This is a genomic window from Paenibacillus sp. EZ-K15 (assembly GCF_002573715.1).
Taxonomy (GTDB): domain Bacteria; phylum Bacillota; class Bacilli; order Paenibacillales; family Paenibacillaceae; genus Paenibacillus_AQ.
Map to the genome: position 1 here is coordinate 156,185 of NZ_PDHM01000018.1, position 15,623 is coordinate 171,807.

Genomic DNA, 15,623 nt, shown 5'->3' on the forward strand with positions numbered 1-15,623 from the left:
TGCTAACAATAGAAAAGGTACGGCATTCGTTGCGGCTGGCGCACCGAGCCGTACCTTAGGGTTTATCCGTTGATCAAACGCAAAATATCGTTATAGGTTACGGCTATCATTAACAGGAACAGCATCGCAAACCCGATAAAATGAACCATGCCTTCTCGGTTCGGGTCAACTGGCTTGCCTCTTAAAGCTTCAATCCCTAAGAATACGAGCCGGCTTCCATCCAATGCCGGTATCGGCAGCAGATTGAATATGCCCAGATACAAGCTTAGAATGGCTGCCCAATAGGTCAGCTGTTCGATACCCTGTTTGGCGATTTGTCCCGTCACTTCGAACGTCCGTACAGGACCGCCAAGATCATCCATGGAGAACTTCTGAATCAACTGTCTGAAACCCTGGAAGATAATATTCGTTGTATCTACCATTGCGGTCCCGGAACTGGTAATTGTCTCCCCAATCCCTGCGGATCGCGTAGGAAGCTTGGGAACAATCCCGACCTTGCCGCCTTCCTGACCCTCCATGGTCCGCGGAGTTAAGGTCAGATCAAACGACTCCTCACCCCGGCGTACCGTCCATTCCATCGGCTTGTCCTTGGAAGCCGCAATCAATTCGATCATCTTCTGATAATCGGCACCAATGGCGGTTCCGTTAATGCTCTCGATGATGTCTCCCTCTTTCAGATTGGCTTCATCTGCTGGCATGCCTTTAGTAATCTCGCCAATCTGCACATAGGTTGGATTCTCAACCGGTATACCGGCCATTTGGATGTGAAGGGCAAACAGCACGAAGGCCAGAATGAAGTTCATGACAGGACCGGCAAAAATCGCAAGCGCTCTTTGGCCCACGGTTTTGCTGCCGAATTGGCGATCTCTCGGTGCGATCTGCGTCTCGACACCTTTGGCTACCGTTAAGGCTTGCGGATGAATTTCAAATTGCTGGAATTCACCATCCACATCAAGCCTAACCGACAAACGATCCACCATATCCATAAACTGGACTTCGCCGCGAATAACATTCTTACGGTTGTCGAGTTGATCCAGATAAATCTTTTTCACTTGATTCTCTGCATTCAATCGAACCGCAATCGTCTGACCGGGCTGAATCTCGACAAGTTCCGGATCTTCTCCGGCCATGCGGGCGTATCCGCCGAACGGAAGAAGACGAAGCGTAAACTGTGTTTCATTGCGTTTATATGAGAACAGCTTTGGACCAAATCCAATCGCGAACTCGCGTACCAATATTCCGGCACGCCGGGCAAAATAATAGTGACCCCATTCGTGCACGGTAACGATCACAAAAAACATGAGCACCGTTAAAAAAACGACCCGAACCATTTCCAATTCTTTACATCCCCCTTTTCCTCTGAGAACGCAGTATGTCCCTATAGATTATCATTATTCTCCTGTCGTCCACAAGAGAATCACAAGCTGTCCGCTTTTTTTCAAGGGAGATTTCAAAAACACTTCAAATCCTATAGTCGGGAAGCTAATTCACGTGCGATTCGATCATTCTCTTCAATCGTCTCCAGTGCCGGTTCCGACACTGCATGATGGCTTTGCAGCACTTCCTCAATGATCTCTTCTATCCGCAGAAAAGAGATTTCGCCGCGGAGAAACCGGGCAACCGCAATTTCATTGGCAGCATTGAATACCGTTGGCGCTGTCCCACCCATTTTACCACATTCATAAGCAAGCCTTAAACAAGGAAAACGTTCAAGGTCCATCTCCCGGAAATGCAGCTTGCCCGCTTCTGCCAAAGATAGCCTTGGCGCAGGCGAAGACCACCGCTCCGGATAAGTCAGCGCATATTGAATCGGAACCCGCATATCAGGGTTGCCGAGCTGGGCAATGATGCTCGAATCACGGAATTCCACAAAAGAGTGAATGATGCTTTCCGGATGAAGAAGCACGGAAATATTGTCATAAGGAATATCATACAACCAGTGGGCCTCCATCACCTCAAGCCCTTTATTGACCATGGTGGCCGAATCAATCGTGATTTTGGCACCCATGGACCAGTTTGGATGTTTAAGCGCATCCTCCACCGTAACGTTAACCAGTTGTTCACGGGTATAATCCCGGAATGAGCCTCCGGAAGCCGTCAGCGTGATCCGTTCAATATCTTCATGCCGCTCTCCGTTGAGGCATTGGAATATGGCGGAATGCTCACTATCAATCGGCAAGAGTTTTACCCCTTTTGCAGCCGCTCGAGCCGTAACCAGATGACCAGCAGTTACCAACGTTTCCTTATTGGCAAGCCCGATTGTCTTCCCCTCATCGATCGCTGCAAGCGTAGAGGACAGCCCCATGCTTCCAACGACCGCTGTAACCACCATTTCCGCATCCGTCGCTGCCGCAATCTCGATCAAGCCTTCATGACCATGGAACACTTCGGTTCCGGCAGGAAGATCATGCCTGATGCTGTCAGCAAGCTCTTTCGTGGCAACGGACACTTTACGCGGAGAAAATTCCTTGACCTGCTGAAGCAGCACTTCCTTATTACTCCCTGCTGCAAGGCCCTCAATCTGAAAATGTTCCCGGTGTTTCCTCACGACATCCAAGGTCTGGGTACCTATGGAGCCAGTGGAGCCGAGTACGCTGATCTTCTTCATGCACATCTTTCCTTTCATCAGTAAGGCAGGAGACTCAATATATGTACAAACGGAAATACGACGATCCAACTGTCACATCGATCCAGTATCCCTCCATGGCCCGGCAGCAGTTTGCCCGAATCCTTGATGTCATACACCCGTTTATAAGCGGATTGCACCAAATCTCCGAGTTGACCGATAACAGCGCAGGAAAGTCCGATCAGAATCGCTTGTCCAGCCGTCAGGAATCCATCTGAGAAGAATGAAAAGAGCAGTGATGTGAACACGGCAATGACCACACCGCCGAGTGCACCCTCAACCGTTTTGTTCGGGCTTATGGAAGGCCATAATTTATGGCGCCCCATGGCGCGTCCGACAAAATACGCTCCCGCATCACTTGCCCAGATCGAGGCCAGAAGCAGAAAAGTCCAGAATACGCCATGGCCGTCAGGAGCATGTCGTGATTCGGCGATAAAGGAAAATCCGATTCCGATATACGCTGATGCCAAAAATAATAATGAAACCCGTTTGATATCAATTACATTCTTCGTCGTTACGGTCGCCAGCAAAAATAAAAGCAGCAGGAGCCAAAGTACATGTTCCCACGGGATCTGAATATTCAAATTAAGCGGACCCCATGGAAATACAAGCAGCAGCACCCCCGCGTACCCAATCCATGCCGTTCCCCCGAACGGTGCCGTATTGGTCATGCGCACAAACTCATAATAACCGATTAGCGCCATCGCCAGAATAAGAAGATGGTACCATAGACCGCCTATGAAACATAATCCTAAAAAGACCGCTCCCGCTATAATTCCGGTAATCAATCGCTGTTTCAAAACGTTCCATCCTCCATCGGCTACGAAAGTCCACCGTAGCGCCTTGTTCTTTGTTGATAATCGGCTATGGCCTCCACCAAATGATCTTTGGTAAACTCCGGCCAATAGGCATCCGTAAACCATAGCTCACTATACGCTAACTGCCACAGCATGAAATTACTCAGCCGCAGCTCGCCGCTTGTGCGGATCAGTAAATCCGGATCCGGCAATTCGCCTGTGAGGAGCCGCTGGCCAATCAGTTCCTCTGTAATATCCTCAGGACGAAGAATTCCGTCTCGCACATCTCGTCCGAGCGCCTTGACACTTTCGGTGATCTCTTTCCGGCTGCCGTAATTGAGCGCAAAGTTAAGCACAAGCCCGTCATTGCCGGCTGTCTTCGCAACTGCTTCTTCCATCGCAGACACGGTATGGGACGGAAGGTCTTCCGGATGCCCCATCATGCGGACCTGGACATTTTTTTCGATCAGCTCCTCCAGCTCAATAGCCAGGAACTCTTGCGGAAGCTTCATCAGAAAATCGACCTCATCCTTCGGACGCGTCCAATTTTCTGTCGAAAAGGCATACATCGTCAATATTTTGATTCCCAAATCATCGGCAGCGATGGCCGCTCTTTTGACAGCCTTCATGCCATTCTGATGGCCAATGATTCGCGGCATACCGCGCCGTTTTGCCCAGCGTCCATTACCATCCATGATGATGGCAACATGATGTGGGATGTTGTCCGGAGAGAGCTGATGCGTCTGCTGACTGTCCTCCTGATTCAACCACGATCGAACCCGTTTGATCATTCCATTTCCTCCAGGCATCTTTCTGCAAAAAAAGAGACAAACCCCACCATTGACAGGAGGGGCCACAAGTCTCTTATACTTCCATAATCTCTTTTTCTTTAGCAACGAGGACTTTGTCGACTTCTGCGATAAATTTATCCGTCGCTTTTTGGATATCTTCCTGATGTCTCCGGGACTCGTCCTCGGAAATATCTGTTTTCTCCAATTTTTTGATGTCGTCGTTGGCATCACGGCGAATGTTGCGGATGGCCACTTTCGCTTCCTCGCCGAATTTCTTCGTCATTTTCACCAGCTCGGTTCTGCGCTCTTCCGTCAGTGCAGGTACGACGAGGCGAATTTGATTACCATCATTCGCCGGCGTCAATCCGACATCCGATTTCATGATCGCTTTCTCGATATCGGCCAAGGACGACTTGTCCCAAGGCTGGATCATGAGCGTTCTGGAATCCGGCGTACTGATGTTAGCCAGCTGATTCAGCGGAGTTGGCGCTCCGTAGTATTCCACCGTGATCCGGTCGAGTAGGGCTGGCGCTGCCCGTCCTGCGCGCAGCGTTGCCAGGTCACGCTTCAAAGACAGGATCGCTTTTTCCATGCGTTCTTCTGCATTCTTTTTCACCGATTGCGGCATTAATCTACACTCCCTTTAACGATCGTTCCGATTTTCTCGCCCAGAACGACGCGCTTGATATTACCTTGCTCCGTAATAGCGAAGACGATGAGCGGGATGTTGTTGTCCATACATAACGATGAAGCTGTAGAGTCCATTACCCCAAGGTTTTTGTTCAATACGTCTAGATACGTCAGCTGCTCGTACTTCTCGGCAGTTTCATCCTTAAATGGATCAGCGGAGTACACTCCGTCCACCTTGTTCTTCGCCATGAGAATCACTTCTGCTTCGATTTCCGCTGCGCGAAGCGCTGCAGTCGTATCGGTGGAGAAGTAGGGGTTACCTGTTCCTGCCGCAAAAATAACGACACGACCTTTTTCCAAATGCCGAATGGCTCTACGGCGAATATACGGCTCCGCAATTTGCTGCATGGAGATAGAGGTTTGCACCCGAGTCGGCACGTCGATCTGCTCCAAAGCATCTTGCAATGCCAAAGAGTTCATCACCGTTGCCAACATCCCCATATAATCTGCTGTTGCACGGTCTATTCCGTTCGCGCTGCCAGCGATACCGCGCCAGATGTTTCCGCCGCCGCACACGATCGCGACCTCCACACCAAGCTCGACAACCTCACGAACCTGCTCAGCGATCGATGAGATCGTCTCAGCATCAATACCATATCCATTCTGCCCTGAAAGGGATTCCCCACTGACTTTCAATATCACTCGTTTATATACAGGCTGTTCCAAATGATAACCCTCCACTTTAAGACGGCGCCTAAGTATACGACGCCCGTTTGAAAAACGACAGACAGACACACCGGCACACTGCTTGACGGTTTATAAAAATCGGGTAAACACATCCGTCTCAAGTAGAAACTTCTGGTCGTCTAATCAAGACTTAAATCCACACTTTCTTGTGAGATAAGGGTGCCTTACTCCGAATTTATAACAATCTTATCTCTCTTATGCCTTTATATCTCTTAAAAAAGAAGGAACACAGGTGTGTTCCACTCTTTTCTATAACTTATATTAGCCTATTCGGCTTATTTATTCACCTGGGACATAACTTCTTCAACGAAGTTGTCTTGTTTTTTCTCCAAGCCTTCGCCCAATTCAAAACGAGCAAAACGACGGATGGAGATGTTCTCACCGATCGTGCTGATTTTTTCGTTAAGCAGCGTGTTGATCGTTTTATCAGGATCTTTGATGAAGGACTGCTCAAGCAAGCAATATTCTTCATAGTATTTGTTGATGCGGCCTTCAACCATTTTTTCAACGATTTTTTCAGGCTTGCCTTCGTTCAGGGCTTGGTTTTTCAAAATTTCTTTTTCTTTCTCAAGCTCTTCCGTTGGCACTTCTTCGCGACGAACATATTTAGGGTTTGCAGCGGCAATATGCATAGCGATATCGCGAGCAAACTCTTTGAATTGATCTGTTTTACCTACGAAGTCGGTTTCACAGTTGATTTCAACGAGAACGCCGATTCGTCCGCCGCCGTGAATATAAGACTCGACAACGCCTTCAGTTGCAATACGTCCAGCTTTGTTAGCTGCTGCAGACAAACCTTTTTCGCGAAGTACTGCGACCGCTTTGTCGATATCACCATTTGTTTCATCCAGCGCTTTTTTGCAATCCAGCATGCCCGCGCCTGTTCTTTCGCGAAGTTCTTTTACCGCACTAGCTGTTACTGCCATTAGAATTCCCTCCAAATTGGTATGATAAAGTTTGCGCTTGAACCTCTAGAAAACCGTCATACGATTGTTCTCTCCAAGATTCAGACCGCGTTAAGTAGTTGTTCTTCCCCTGCGATGCCAGGCTCCGGATTCCACGCGTTATTCGCACGTCACCCGTTCTAACATCTTAAAAAAAGGGCAGTGAGAGGTTATACACCTACCAACCACCCTTTTCATTTAATTCATGATTTATACGTTTAATCCTGATTACGCAGTTGTTTCTTCGCCTTGGTGAGCTTCAACAACAGCATCGGCCATTTTACCAGTCAACAATTTGACAGCGCGAATCGCGTCATCGTTACCTGGGATTACATAGTCGATTTCATCCGGATCACAGTTCGTATCAACGATACCAACGATTGGGATACCCAATTTGCGAGCTTCCGCTACGGCGATACGCTCTTTGCGAGGATCGATAACGAACAATGCGCTCGGAAGACCCTTCATGTTCTTGATACCACCCAAGAATTTCTCAAGACGATCTTTCTCTTTGCGGAGAAGGATAACCTCTTTCTTAGGCAATACTTGGAACGTGCCGTCCTCTTCCCAAGCTTCGAGCTGCTTCAAGCGGTTAATACGCTTTTGGATCGTTTCGAAGTTAGTCAAAGTTCCGCCGAGCCAACGTTGGTTGATGTAGTACATACCGCAACGCTCTGCTTCTTCCTTCACGGAATCTTGAGCTTGTTTTTTCGTGCCGACGAACAGGATTGTACCGTTCTCTCCAGCTACGTTTTTCACGAAGTTGAATGCTTCTTCAACTTTCTTGACCGTTTTTTGCAGGTCGATGATGTAGATACCGTTTCTTTCAGTGAAGATAAATTTATCCATTTTCGGGTTCCAGCGACGAGTCTGGTGACCGAAGTGTACGCCAGCTTCCAAAAGCTGTTTCATGGAAATTACTGCCATCTTCACGCACCTCCTAAGTTTGGTTTTTGTGTGTCCCTCCGCCAAGATCATTTTTCATTAAGACTCCCAATCCTGGAAGCACCCTCAACGAAATCACTCTAGCGTGTGTTTTAACACCGTCAATTACTATAACATAACCATGGGCAGGTTGCAATGTCTTTTGTGCACTTGAACAGGTCTATTCCATCAACGGCTGCAAGCAGATCCTGTAAAGAAAAAAACCACTCTCAACCGAAGGGCTAGTTGGAGGGTTTTGCTGTGATTTTGGTTATGATCGAATTGTAGCTCTCATCTGCTGTGAACGAATATGTACCGCTTTGGATCATGGTGTTGATCTTTTTCTCGGTTGCCTTATTAATGAATGCTTGTTTGTTATCAATGACGCCGGCACGCAAAAGACTGTTTGCCACATCACTGAGATTATTTCCAGCTGGAATATTCACTTTGATAGGCGCTTCCGCTTTGGCTGGCGTTTTCGGCTTCGCCGGATCCGTCACTTTGGGAGTAGATTCCTGATTCTTATCCACGCCCGCTTCAGGCTTCTCCGGCTGCTGCGGTGCTTCCGGCTTGTCCGTTCCCGTCTTCCGTGCAGGATCGGCCCCTTCTTCGGACTCACCAGCGCTCTCACCAAGCCTCTTCTCTTCCCACTGCTCCGCCGTCATCAGCTCGTCCGAACCTTCGACGACTTGCATATCCAAAGCTTCCGCTGCTGCCAGCAGCTGCTCCTTCGTTAACTCCTGCGTCTCCGATGCGGCTGTGCCTTGACCGATCCACATCAGCTGAAGCAGCACCGCGCCGATCACGAGACCGCTCCCCAGGCCCATCATAAATGTACGATTCTTGATCACACGGATTCCTCCTGTTTGGCCAACTGGATAATAAGTTGAACTTCGCCTCGCTGAAGACCCGTGGTCTTGGCAATCATATCGATGGACTTTCCTTGTTCATATAGATCAAACAGCTCCGCGTATCTGGATTTAATGGAATGGACAAGTGGTGCAGGCTCGGCTTCGGAAGCCGCTGCAGCCTCTCCTGCAGACAAAAAAGCGGCCGCAGTCGTTTGCGCCAGCTTCTCTTCCGCTGTTCGAAGACGCATTTGCGATTCGGTCATTTTCTGCTCCATGGCCAGCATGCGCTGCCGCAAATCACTGACCTGCTCTTGATGTGTTTGCTGCTTGGCATCAAGCTCTTTCTTCATCTTACCAACCAGTTCCACCAGCTGTTCGTTCTCGTTCTGGATTTCCGCCATATATCCTTCAAGCGTGTTCTCCACTTCTTTTACAACCCGCTCGCTGGACACGGCCTCTTCACGGCGTTTCGGCAGCATAAAAGCATACAGCACGGCGGCAATGCCAAGCAGCACGATATATATCCATGGTTTCAAATCCATTAACTCCTTTATGCCTATAAATTATCTAGAGCGAAACATCGAAATTTTTGCCTTTATAGGGATGCTCTGCCGGCTGCTCCACTGTCTCGCCCGTTTCCGCTGTTCCCCGACCTTGTTGCTGACCAGAGGATTGACGGCTCCCGTCATCGCGCACGGCTGTTTCCGCCGTCTCACTCACTTCTGTGCTTCGCTGGGCTTCCGCACGGCTGTTCTTGGATAACTCACCCGCAAGCAGCGTCTGATCATTCATCGGGCGCTGCTGGGATTCATTATGCATCTTGCCCGCTTCATTGGTTCTGGGGACCGCAATTTGCATCTCAACCGATTTCAAACTCAATGGAATCACCTCATGATATAGGATCATGTCCACAAGCATTTAAAACGTCTGTTCCGTCCTACAAGAGCGGTACCATAGTGATATCCCCTTCATGATAGTAAAAAGAAACCCGCTGCGTGGGATCCTTAACAAAGCGGGTATACCGCCCTATGACAATTTTGGCACCGCCGTAGATCGTCTTTACCACATTCACTCTTGCTTTGCCGGTATCCTCAAGCATCTTCTCGATTTCCAGCATTCGGTCCTTAATATCGGATTGTTCTGCCATGTTTGATTTTTTGGTGGCATTCAGTTTGATTCGCAGCGCCAGCTTGTCTGGCGACAATTGACCCGAGGAAGCTAACTGATTCAGAAGATAAAGCGCTTTATCGGTTTTATCCATACTTTCCAATGACTGTTTCAATTGGGCTCTAAGATCCGACAGTTCATTCCGCAGCTCGGGGAGAACACCAACTTCAATTACGGTAGCTGTCGACATGCTGTTTCCGATCGTTCGGGCAACCCCTTTTTCACCCGCCTGCAAAATGCCGCCTACCACAAGGCCCTTCATACCGTTGCATTCGATATTCCGGACCGCCCGGATATTGGAGTGCATGATGCTCTGCGAGACAAATACGCTAGCGCCGGCTATGACGTTTCCATCCTGGATGAACGAGCTTTTGACATCCTGACCCGCCTTGACATAACCCTTGTTATAACCGATGATTCCGCCGGATATATCGATCGAGCCTTCAGCCTCCAGCTCGGCTCCTTCCACAAAGCCAGTGACTCGGATATCCCCTGCTGCCTTGATTCTGAATCCGGTCAGCACATTGCCGCGAATGACCACCGTACCGACAAAGTCGATATTACCTATACTGTAATCAACATCTCCGTTAATCTCATATACCGGAAACACATTGATTTTTCCCTTTTCGGTTTTGGTGAGGAGTCCGTCAATTGCAGCGTACATGGCGGTTTTCTCGGCGTTAACAACGACGTTCTTCCCAACCTTGAAATGAGCTTCCTTTCCCGGTTTGCTCGGAATCTCCTCTCCGGTCACCGCCGTTCCGGGGACACCCTTCGTTGGCGGAATTCGGGTGGCAAGCAGCTGCCCCTTCTTTACATTATTTAAACGAATCACTTCTTTATAATCCACTTTGCCATCTTCGATCTCAAGCGGCTTCAGATTCGTCTCATTCCCAAAATTAACGGTAAATTCGATTCTGCCGTTCTGTCCGTGCATAGGTTCCGTTCCCATTGCAATCGGCGTTCTACTATATTGATACTCCTCCGCATGATCTGCGATTCGCCGCAACGTATCATGTTGAAGTCCATATCGTATCTGATGACTTCTCAGAAATTGTTCAAGAGCTTCTACGGAGCAAGAGAAATCCTTCTCCCATTTGGTGAACTGTATATAGGCGACGACCTTGTCATCCGATAGCGTAACGCTAAAGTACTGATCCAATGCATAATCTACAGACAATCCAGGAACCCCCTTCATATATGGCAAGCGTCAATCGTTTTGCATCAGCAAATCCCGATCTTTATCGAGCGCGCCCCGAAGTCTCAAAATCGCTTTGGAATGAAGCTGAGATATTCGTGAAGGTGATAGCGACATCACTTCAGCAATTTCGCTGAGTGATAAATCCTCATAATATAATAAGGAAACTACGGTCCGCTCTTTCGGGGTTAATTTACCGATACCCTTCATCAGGGCTTCTCGCAGGTAAAATTCATGGACCTTGTGATCCGGATTTTTCGCTTTCTCATCAACCAGGAGCGACATTCGGGTCTCAGACTCCTCCTCGCGGATCGGATCCTCCAGAGATGTCAATGTCATGACCGCTACTTCCTGCAGCATGTGCCGGAATTCCTTCTCGGTCACGTCAAGGTAATCACTCATCTCGGAATCACTGACGCTGCGTAAATACTTCTGTTCCAACTGCTGATATGCAGTTTCAATCTTCTTCGCCTTCTCGCGGACAGAGCGCGGCACCCAGTCCCCTTGGCGCAGCGAGTCCAGTATAGCCCCACGCACACGCCAAGAAGCATAGGTTTCGAATTGCAGGCCTCGTTTGTAATCAAACTTCTCGATGGCGTCAATCAGACCCATTACCCCATTGCTGGCCAAATCTCCCTTAGACACGTTCTTCGGAAGACCGATGGCCAAACGGCTTGAAACATAGTCAACGATGTGCAAATGATATTCGATTAGTTTCTTCTTCGCTTCATGGTCTCCATCTTCCTTCCATGCGCTCCATAAATCCGCATGGTTTAGCACAGAAGCTTTACGTTCGTCCAATTGCCTTCACCCTCCTTATTTTTCCGTAAGGTGACGAACGGCCTTGGCCAGTTCTTCGGGTTCTTTCGTTGAAACCAGCTTAGGAGGATTTAGCGGTACAAAGTCTCCATTCTCTTTGCTGCTGGATTCGGAATGGATTAAATCCATCAATTCCCGATCCTCATCAGGCGTGGATAAATCAAGAACAGTTCCTCGGTCTTGCTCCCGCTGCGTGTCGGCGTCCCCTTGAACAGTGGCTCGCGGACCCGTAATGGCAGCAAACATCCAATTCAGCAGGAACGCCAGAAGAAACCAAATCGCACATGCAAGGAGAGCCCGATACATGCTAGTCATCCACAGATTGTTACGTATGGAGAAAATAAATGTGAACACAAATCCGGCAATTCCAGTCATCAGATAAAAACGAAGTTTTCCCATTAGCTACAATTCCTTTATGCCCTTTTGTACGCTTCGTATTGTAAACTTACCCGTTGCACAGTCCAACTCAACGGTTCTTCCGTAATTTCCTCCGGTATCCTCGGCAATTAGCGTTATCCCCATCTGCTCGAGCCCAGCCTTGCAAGACTCCACATTACGAGGACCAATGCGCATGGTGTCACCGGAGCCGGCAAAAGCAAACATTTGGGCTCCCCCCGCCATTTTGGCTACCATACGTGCCGGGGAAGCCCCCAAATTCCTCATCTTGTTCAACAGGATCGGAAGAGCCGTATCGGCGTATTTTGCCAGGTTAAGCTGCCCTTCTCTGGCAATCGCTGAAGATGGAAGCATCACATGCGCCATTCCACCAATCTTCGTCACCGGATCATACAACGTCAGTCCGACACACGAGCCGAGTCCCGTTGTACGCAAAATACCGTTTGGACCTGCGACGTTCAGATCCGCCATGGCTACTTTCACTATGCTTTGTTCTTCAATCATGCTCCAAAGGCACTCCTAAAGCTTCAAAAATTTGAGCAAATGATTGTGGATCAGGTATGAGGAAGAACTGGCCTTCCACCTCGTTCTGCCCTTCTAGGAACGTCGTGTTGATTAAGAGGGCATCGTCTCCCATTTCTCCGAACTGCAGCAGTCCATAACTTAAGATGGCACCTGCCATATCCATCGCAAGAGCCGGCACCGTAGGTGTCATGGACAGATTGGTCAAATCAGCGAGCGACGATAAGTACGAGCCTGACAATATATTTCCGATCTCGCATAATGCGGACTGCTCCATCTCGGAGAATTGCTCCTCATCCGACACTTCAAAGCCCGCCAGATTCTGCAGCAAATTCTTCCCGGCTTCCGGACTCATAATAAAGAAGAGATTTCCCGGCGCACTACCTTCTACCCGTAAAAATACGGCAAGAACGAGTTGTTCGCTCCCTCCTACACTTTCGGCAATCTGTTCAAAAGGCAGGAGTTGAACTTTGGGAACAGCCATATCAATCGGTTTGTTAAGCAAGCGGGAGAGGGCGGTTGCCGCATTGCCCGCTCCGATGTTTCCAACTTCCTTCAAAACATCCATTTTGATTTCCTTGCCATGCTTAAACAGCTCCACTGTCTACTCCTCAAGGCCTTCCAGCTGAATAATCTCACTTTTGTTCAGCACTTCGGACAGATTCAGCATGACGAGAAGGCGCTCCTCTCCTACCTTCGCGACACCGCGAAGATATTTCGCTTTAATTCCGCCGACAACCTCAGGTGGAGTGTCAATGCTGTCCGTATTCAGATCGATGACATCACTTGCGGAATCCACGATAAAGCCTACCTGCATGTCATTCACCGCCACGATGATAACCCGCGTTTGATCGGTTGCTTCAACCTCGTCCAATCCAAAGCGGCCGCGCAGATTGATTACAGGAATGACGACGCCGCGAAGATTAATAACCCCTTTTACGAAAGCATAGGTCTTGGGAACACGCGTAATGGGCATCATTCGCTCAATGGTCTGAACCTTGTCTACCTCGATGCCGTATTCTTCCTCGCCAAGTCTAAAGACAATAACCTTGATTTCTTCTCCCATGAAAAAGTCCTCCTTCAAAATGTGTGGCCTGCCGCCTGAGTTATAGCAACCTGCTATTTGATAAATGCATTTGCGTCAATAATGAGAGCGACTTGTCCATCCCCTAGAATGGTTGCTCCGGATACTCCCTGAATGGCAGGCAGATATTTACCCAAATTCTTAATGACAATTTCACTCTGTCCGATAAAATCATCGATGGTGAGTGCCGCCAGACGATCCCCCTTGCGGATTACAACGATCTCTGTTTCTTCTTCCAGCTCCTCATCGAAATCCGGAATTTCAAACAAGCGGCTGAGCGAGATAACCGGAATCAGCGATTCCCGGAACTGAATCATGCGGCTGCCGTGAACATGTTTGATTTGGCCACGCTTGATGATGCCCGTTTCAACAATGGAGGAAAGCGGAATTGCATATTTTTCAGACCCCATCCGAATCAGCATAGCTGCAATGATAGACAGCGTTAATGGAAGCTGAACGGAAAAGTTCGTGCCTTTTCCCGGTGTCGAGTAGATGGTGACGTTACCGCCCAGGGCAACTATTTTGGATTTAACAACGTCCAGTCCAACGCCTCTGCCGGATACATCCGAAATTTTCTCTGCGGTGCTGAATCCCGGTGCGAATAGCAGTTGATTGACCTCGTCATCGGTCATGGTGGCTGCTTCGGCCTCCGTCACAACGCCTTTTGCCAGCGCGTTCTTCAGAATTTTGTCACGGTAAATGCCGCGTCCATCATCTTCAATCTCAATGAAAACATTGTTGCCGCTATGAAACGCACGCAGATGCACTGTACCGGTCTCCGGTTTACCAGCAGCGATGCGGTCGGCAACAGGTTCGACACCATGGTCAGCCGAGTTGCGCAGCAAGTGGACCAGCGGGTCGCCAATCTCATCAATAACCGTACGATCCAGCTCCGTCTCAGCTCCGGTAATAATCAAATCAATCTTCTTGTCCAGTGTTTTGGCAAGGTCGCGTACCATCCTTGGAAAACGATTAAACACCGTATCTACAGGAACCATGCGCAGCTTCAGGACGATATTCTGCAAATCGCTGCTCACGCGGCTCATATGCTCAACGGTGTCCGTCAGCTCCTGATTCTTGGATTCACTGGCCAACTGCTCTAGCCGTACCCGGTCAATCAGCAGCTCACTGAACAGATTCATTAAGACATCCAGCCGCTCAATATCAACCCGGATCGTTCTCGAAGGATTACCTCCCCCTGCATTTCGGGCAGGTACCTTGGACTCTTTGGCAGGCGCTGAAGGACTCTTAGCTTCCGGTGAAGCCGCAGCCGCTGGAGCTGCCTCTGAAACTTGCGGTTTGACAGCTTCTGCTGTAGCCGCACTCTCCTGAACCATTTGCTGCAAAGATTCATGATCGAGCGCCACAACCGTAGTAGTCTCGATCTCCGAAACGCCCAGAATCTGGCTTTCAATGTCTTGCGTTTCTCTTTGCGTTATGTAATACAACGAAAATACGCGATCGAATTCACCTTGTTCAATCTCTTGAACGTCCGGATACGTTTTGACGATTTCCCCGGATCTTTCCAGCGTTTCGAATACCATGTAGGCACGAACCGCCTTGAGTTGGCAATCCTCTCGCAATGTCACTTGTATATATAAAACCTTATGTCCTTCCGAAATCGATTGATCAAGCACGGAAAATTGAAACTCATCCAATTCAATTCCTTGGACGGCCACAGCGGAGTTATCTCCTTCAGCAGCTGCCCCGCCAGGCGAAGCTCCTTCACCACGTACAATCGACTGCAAGGAAGCCACGATCGAGGAAACATCCGCTTTCCCGTCTCCGCCTTCGGTAATATCCTGCACCATCGATTCAAGAGCGTCCAAGCTTTTGAAGAGCGTGTCAAAGATAAAATCCTGCATCTTTAGCTTTTCGTTCCGGACAAGATCCAGCACGTTTTCCATCTGGTGGGTAAGTGAAGCCAGATCTTCGTATCCCATCGTTGCTGCCATACCCTTCAACGTATGAGCCGATCGGAAAATAATCTGTACGATCCCGATATCGTCCGGGTTGCTTTCTAATTGAAGCATGTTTTCATTTAATGATTGCAGATGATCATTTGACTCATCAATAAACATTGTCAAATATTGATTCATGTCCATTGAGAGACACCTCCTCTTCAAG

The 15,623-nt window shown here is 48.8% G+C and carries 18 protein-coding genes; all 18 read right to left on the bottom strand.

Features of this window, described 5'->3' with window-relative positions:
• Positions 1-62: 62 nt before the first annotated feature.
• Positions 63-1,331, bottom strand: coding sequence for an RIP metalloprotease RseP (gene rseP, locus CRG97_RS20960; RefSeq protein ID WP_430165010.1), 1,269 nt, complete (start codon positions 1,329-1,331; stop codon positions 63-65).
• Positions 1,332-1,468: 137 nt separating this feature from the next.
• A complete protein-coding gene (locus CRG97_RS20965) occupies positions 1,469-2,608 on the bottom strand; it encodes a 1-deoxy-D-xylulose-5-phosphate reductoisomerase (RefSeq protein ID WP_098747004.1) in 1,140 nt (379 codons plus the stop codon).
• A gap of 17 nt (positions 2,609-2,625) precedes the next feature.
• Positions 2,626-3,426, bottom strand: a complete 801-nt coding sequence (locus CRG97_RS20970) for a phosphatidate cytidylyltransferase (RefSeq protein ID WP_098747006.1) — start codon at positions 3,424-3,426, stop codon at positions 2,626-2,628.
• Between the two features lie 20 nt (positions 3,427-3,446).
• Positions 3,447-4,214 (bottom strand): isoprenyl transferase, encoded by a 768-nt coding sequence (locus CRG97_RS20975; protein ID WP_098747009.1) that lies wholly within the window; start codon positions 4,212-4,214, stop codon positions 3,447-3,449.
• Between the two features lie 73 nt (positions 4,215-4,287).
• Positions 4,288-4,842, bottom strand: coding sequence for a ribosome recycling factor (gene frr, locus CRG97_RS20980; RefSeq protein ID WP_071220110.1), 555 nt, complete (start codon positions 4,840-4,842; stop codon positions 4,288-4,290).
• Positions 4,842-5,570, bottom strand: a complete 729-nt coding sequence (gene pyrH, locus CRG97_RS20985; RefSeq protein WP_006211297.1) for a UMP kinase — start codon at positions 5,568-5,570, stop codon at positions 4,842-4,844. Before pyrH ends, frr begins: the two co-directional genes overlap by 1 nt.
• 296 nt (positions 5,571-5,866) lie before the next feature.
• Complete coding sequence (gene tsf / locus CRG97_RS20990; protein WP_076325251.1) at positions 5,867-6,517, bottom strand: translation elongation factor Ts; 651 nt, start codon at positions 6,515-6,517, stop codon at positions 5,867-5,869.
• Positions 6,518-6,763: 246 nt separating this feature from the next.
• Positions 6,764-7,462, bottom strand: coding sequence for a 30S ribosomal protein S2 (rpsB, locus tag CRG97_RS20995; protein WP_036642081.1), 699 nt, complete (start codon positions 7,460-7,462; stop codon positions 6,764-6,766).
• 239 nt (positions 7,463-7,701) lie between these two features.
• The gene (locus tag CRG97_RS21000) at positions 7,702-8,310 is read right to left on the bottom strand and encodes an endolytic transglycosylase MltG (protein ID WP_098747011.1); all 609 of its coding nucleotides are present in this window, start codon (positions 8,308-8,310) and stop codon (positions 7,702-7,704) included.
• Positions 8,307-8,852: a hypothetical protein gene (locus CRG97_RS21005; protein ID WP_098747013.1), complete on the bottom strand. Its 546-nt coding sequence runs from the start codon at positions 8,850-8,852 to the stop codon at positions 8,307-8,309. Before CRG97_RS21005 ends, CRG97_RS21000 begins: the two co-directional genes overlap by 4 nt.
• A 25-nt stretch (positions 8,853-8,877) precedes the next feature.
• Entirely contained in the window at positions 8,878-9,189 is a 312-nt protein-coding gene (locus CRG97_RS21010) for a hypothetical protein (RefSeq protein WP_098747425.1), read from the bottom strand.
• A 58-nt stretch (positions 9,190-9,247) separates the two neighbouring features.
• Positions 9,248-10,657 carry a DUF342 domain-containing protein gene (locus CRG97_RS21015; RefSeq protein WP_098747015.1) on the bottom strand — a complete coding sequence of 470 codons (1,410 nt, stop codon included), beginning with the start codon at positions 10,655-10,657 and terminating at the stop codon, positions 9,248-9,250.
• A 30-nt stretch (positions 10,658-10,687) separates the two neighbouring features.
• Positions 10,688-11,476: a FliA/WhiG family RNA polymerase sigma factor gene (locus CRG97_RS21020; protein WP_071220103.1), complete on the bottom strand. Its 789-nt coding sequence runs from the start codon at positions 11,474-11,476 to the stop codon at positions 10,688-10,690.
• 15 nt (positions 11,477-11,491) lie between these two features.
• Positions 11,492-11,893 (bottom strand): hypothetical protein, encoded by a 402-nt coding sequence (locus tag CRG97_RS21025; RefSeq protein WP_098747017.1) that lies wholly within the window; start codon positions 11,891-11,893, stop codon positions 11,492-11,494.
• Positions 11,894-11,896: 3 nt separating this feature from the next.
• On the bottom strand, positions 11,897-12,394 hold the full coding sequence (locus tag CRG97_RS21030) for a chemotaxis protein CheD (RefSeq protein WP_006211305.1): 498 nt from the start codon (positions 12,392-12,394) through the stop codon (positions 11,897-11,899).
• The gene (locus CRG97_RS21035) at positions 12,387-12,980 is read right to left on the bottom strand and encodes a chemotaxis protein CheC (RefSeq protein ID WP_251035541.1); all 594 of its coding nucleotides are present in this window, start codon (positions 12,978-12,980) and stop codon (positions 12,387-12,389) included. Before CRG97_RS21035 ends, CRG97_RS21030 begins: the two co-directional genes overlap by 8 nt.
• Before the next feature lie 36 nt (positions 12,981-13,016).
• Complete coding sequence (locus CRG97_RS21040; RefSeq protein WP_098747019.1) at positions 13,017-13,478, bottom strand: chemotaxis protein CheW; 462 nt, start codon at positions 13,476-13,478, stop codon at positions 13,017-13,019.
• A gap of 53 nt (positions 13,479-13,531) precedes the next feature.
• Positions 13,532-15,601, bottom strand: a complete 2,070-nt coding sequence (locus tag CRG97_RS21045; RefSeq protein WP_098747021.1) for a chemotaxis protein CheA — start codon at positions 15,599-15,601, stop codon at positions 13,532-13,534.
• Between the last annotated feature and the right edge of the window lie 22 nt (positions 15,602-15,623).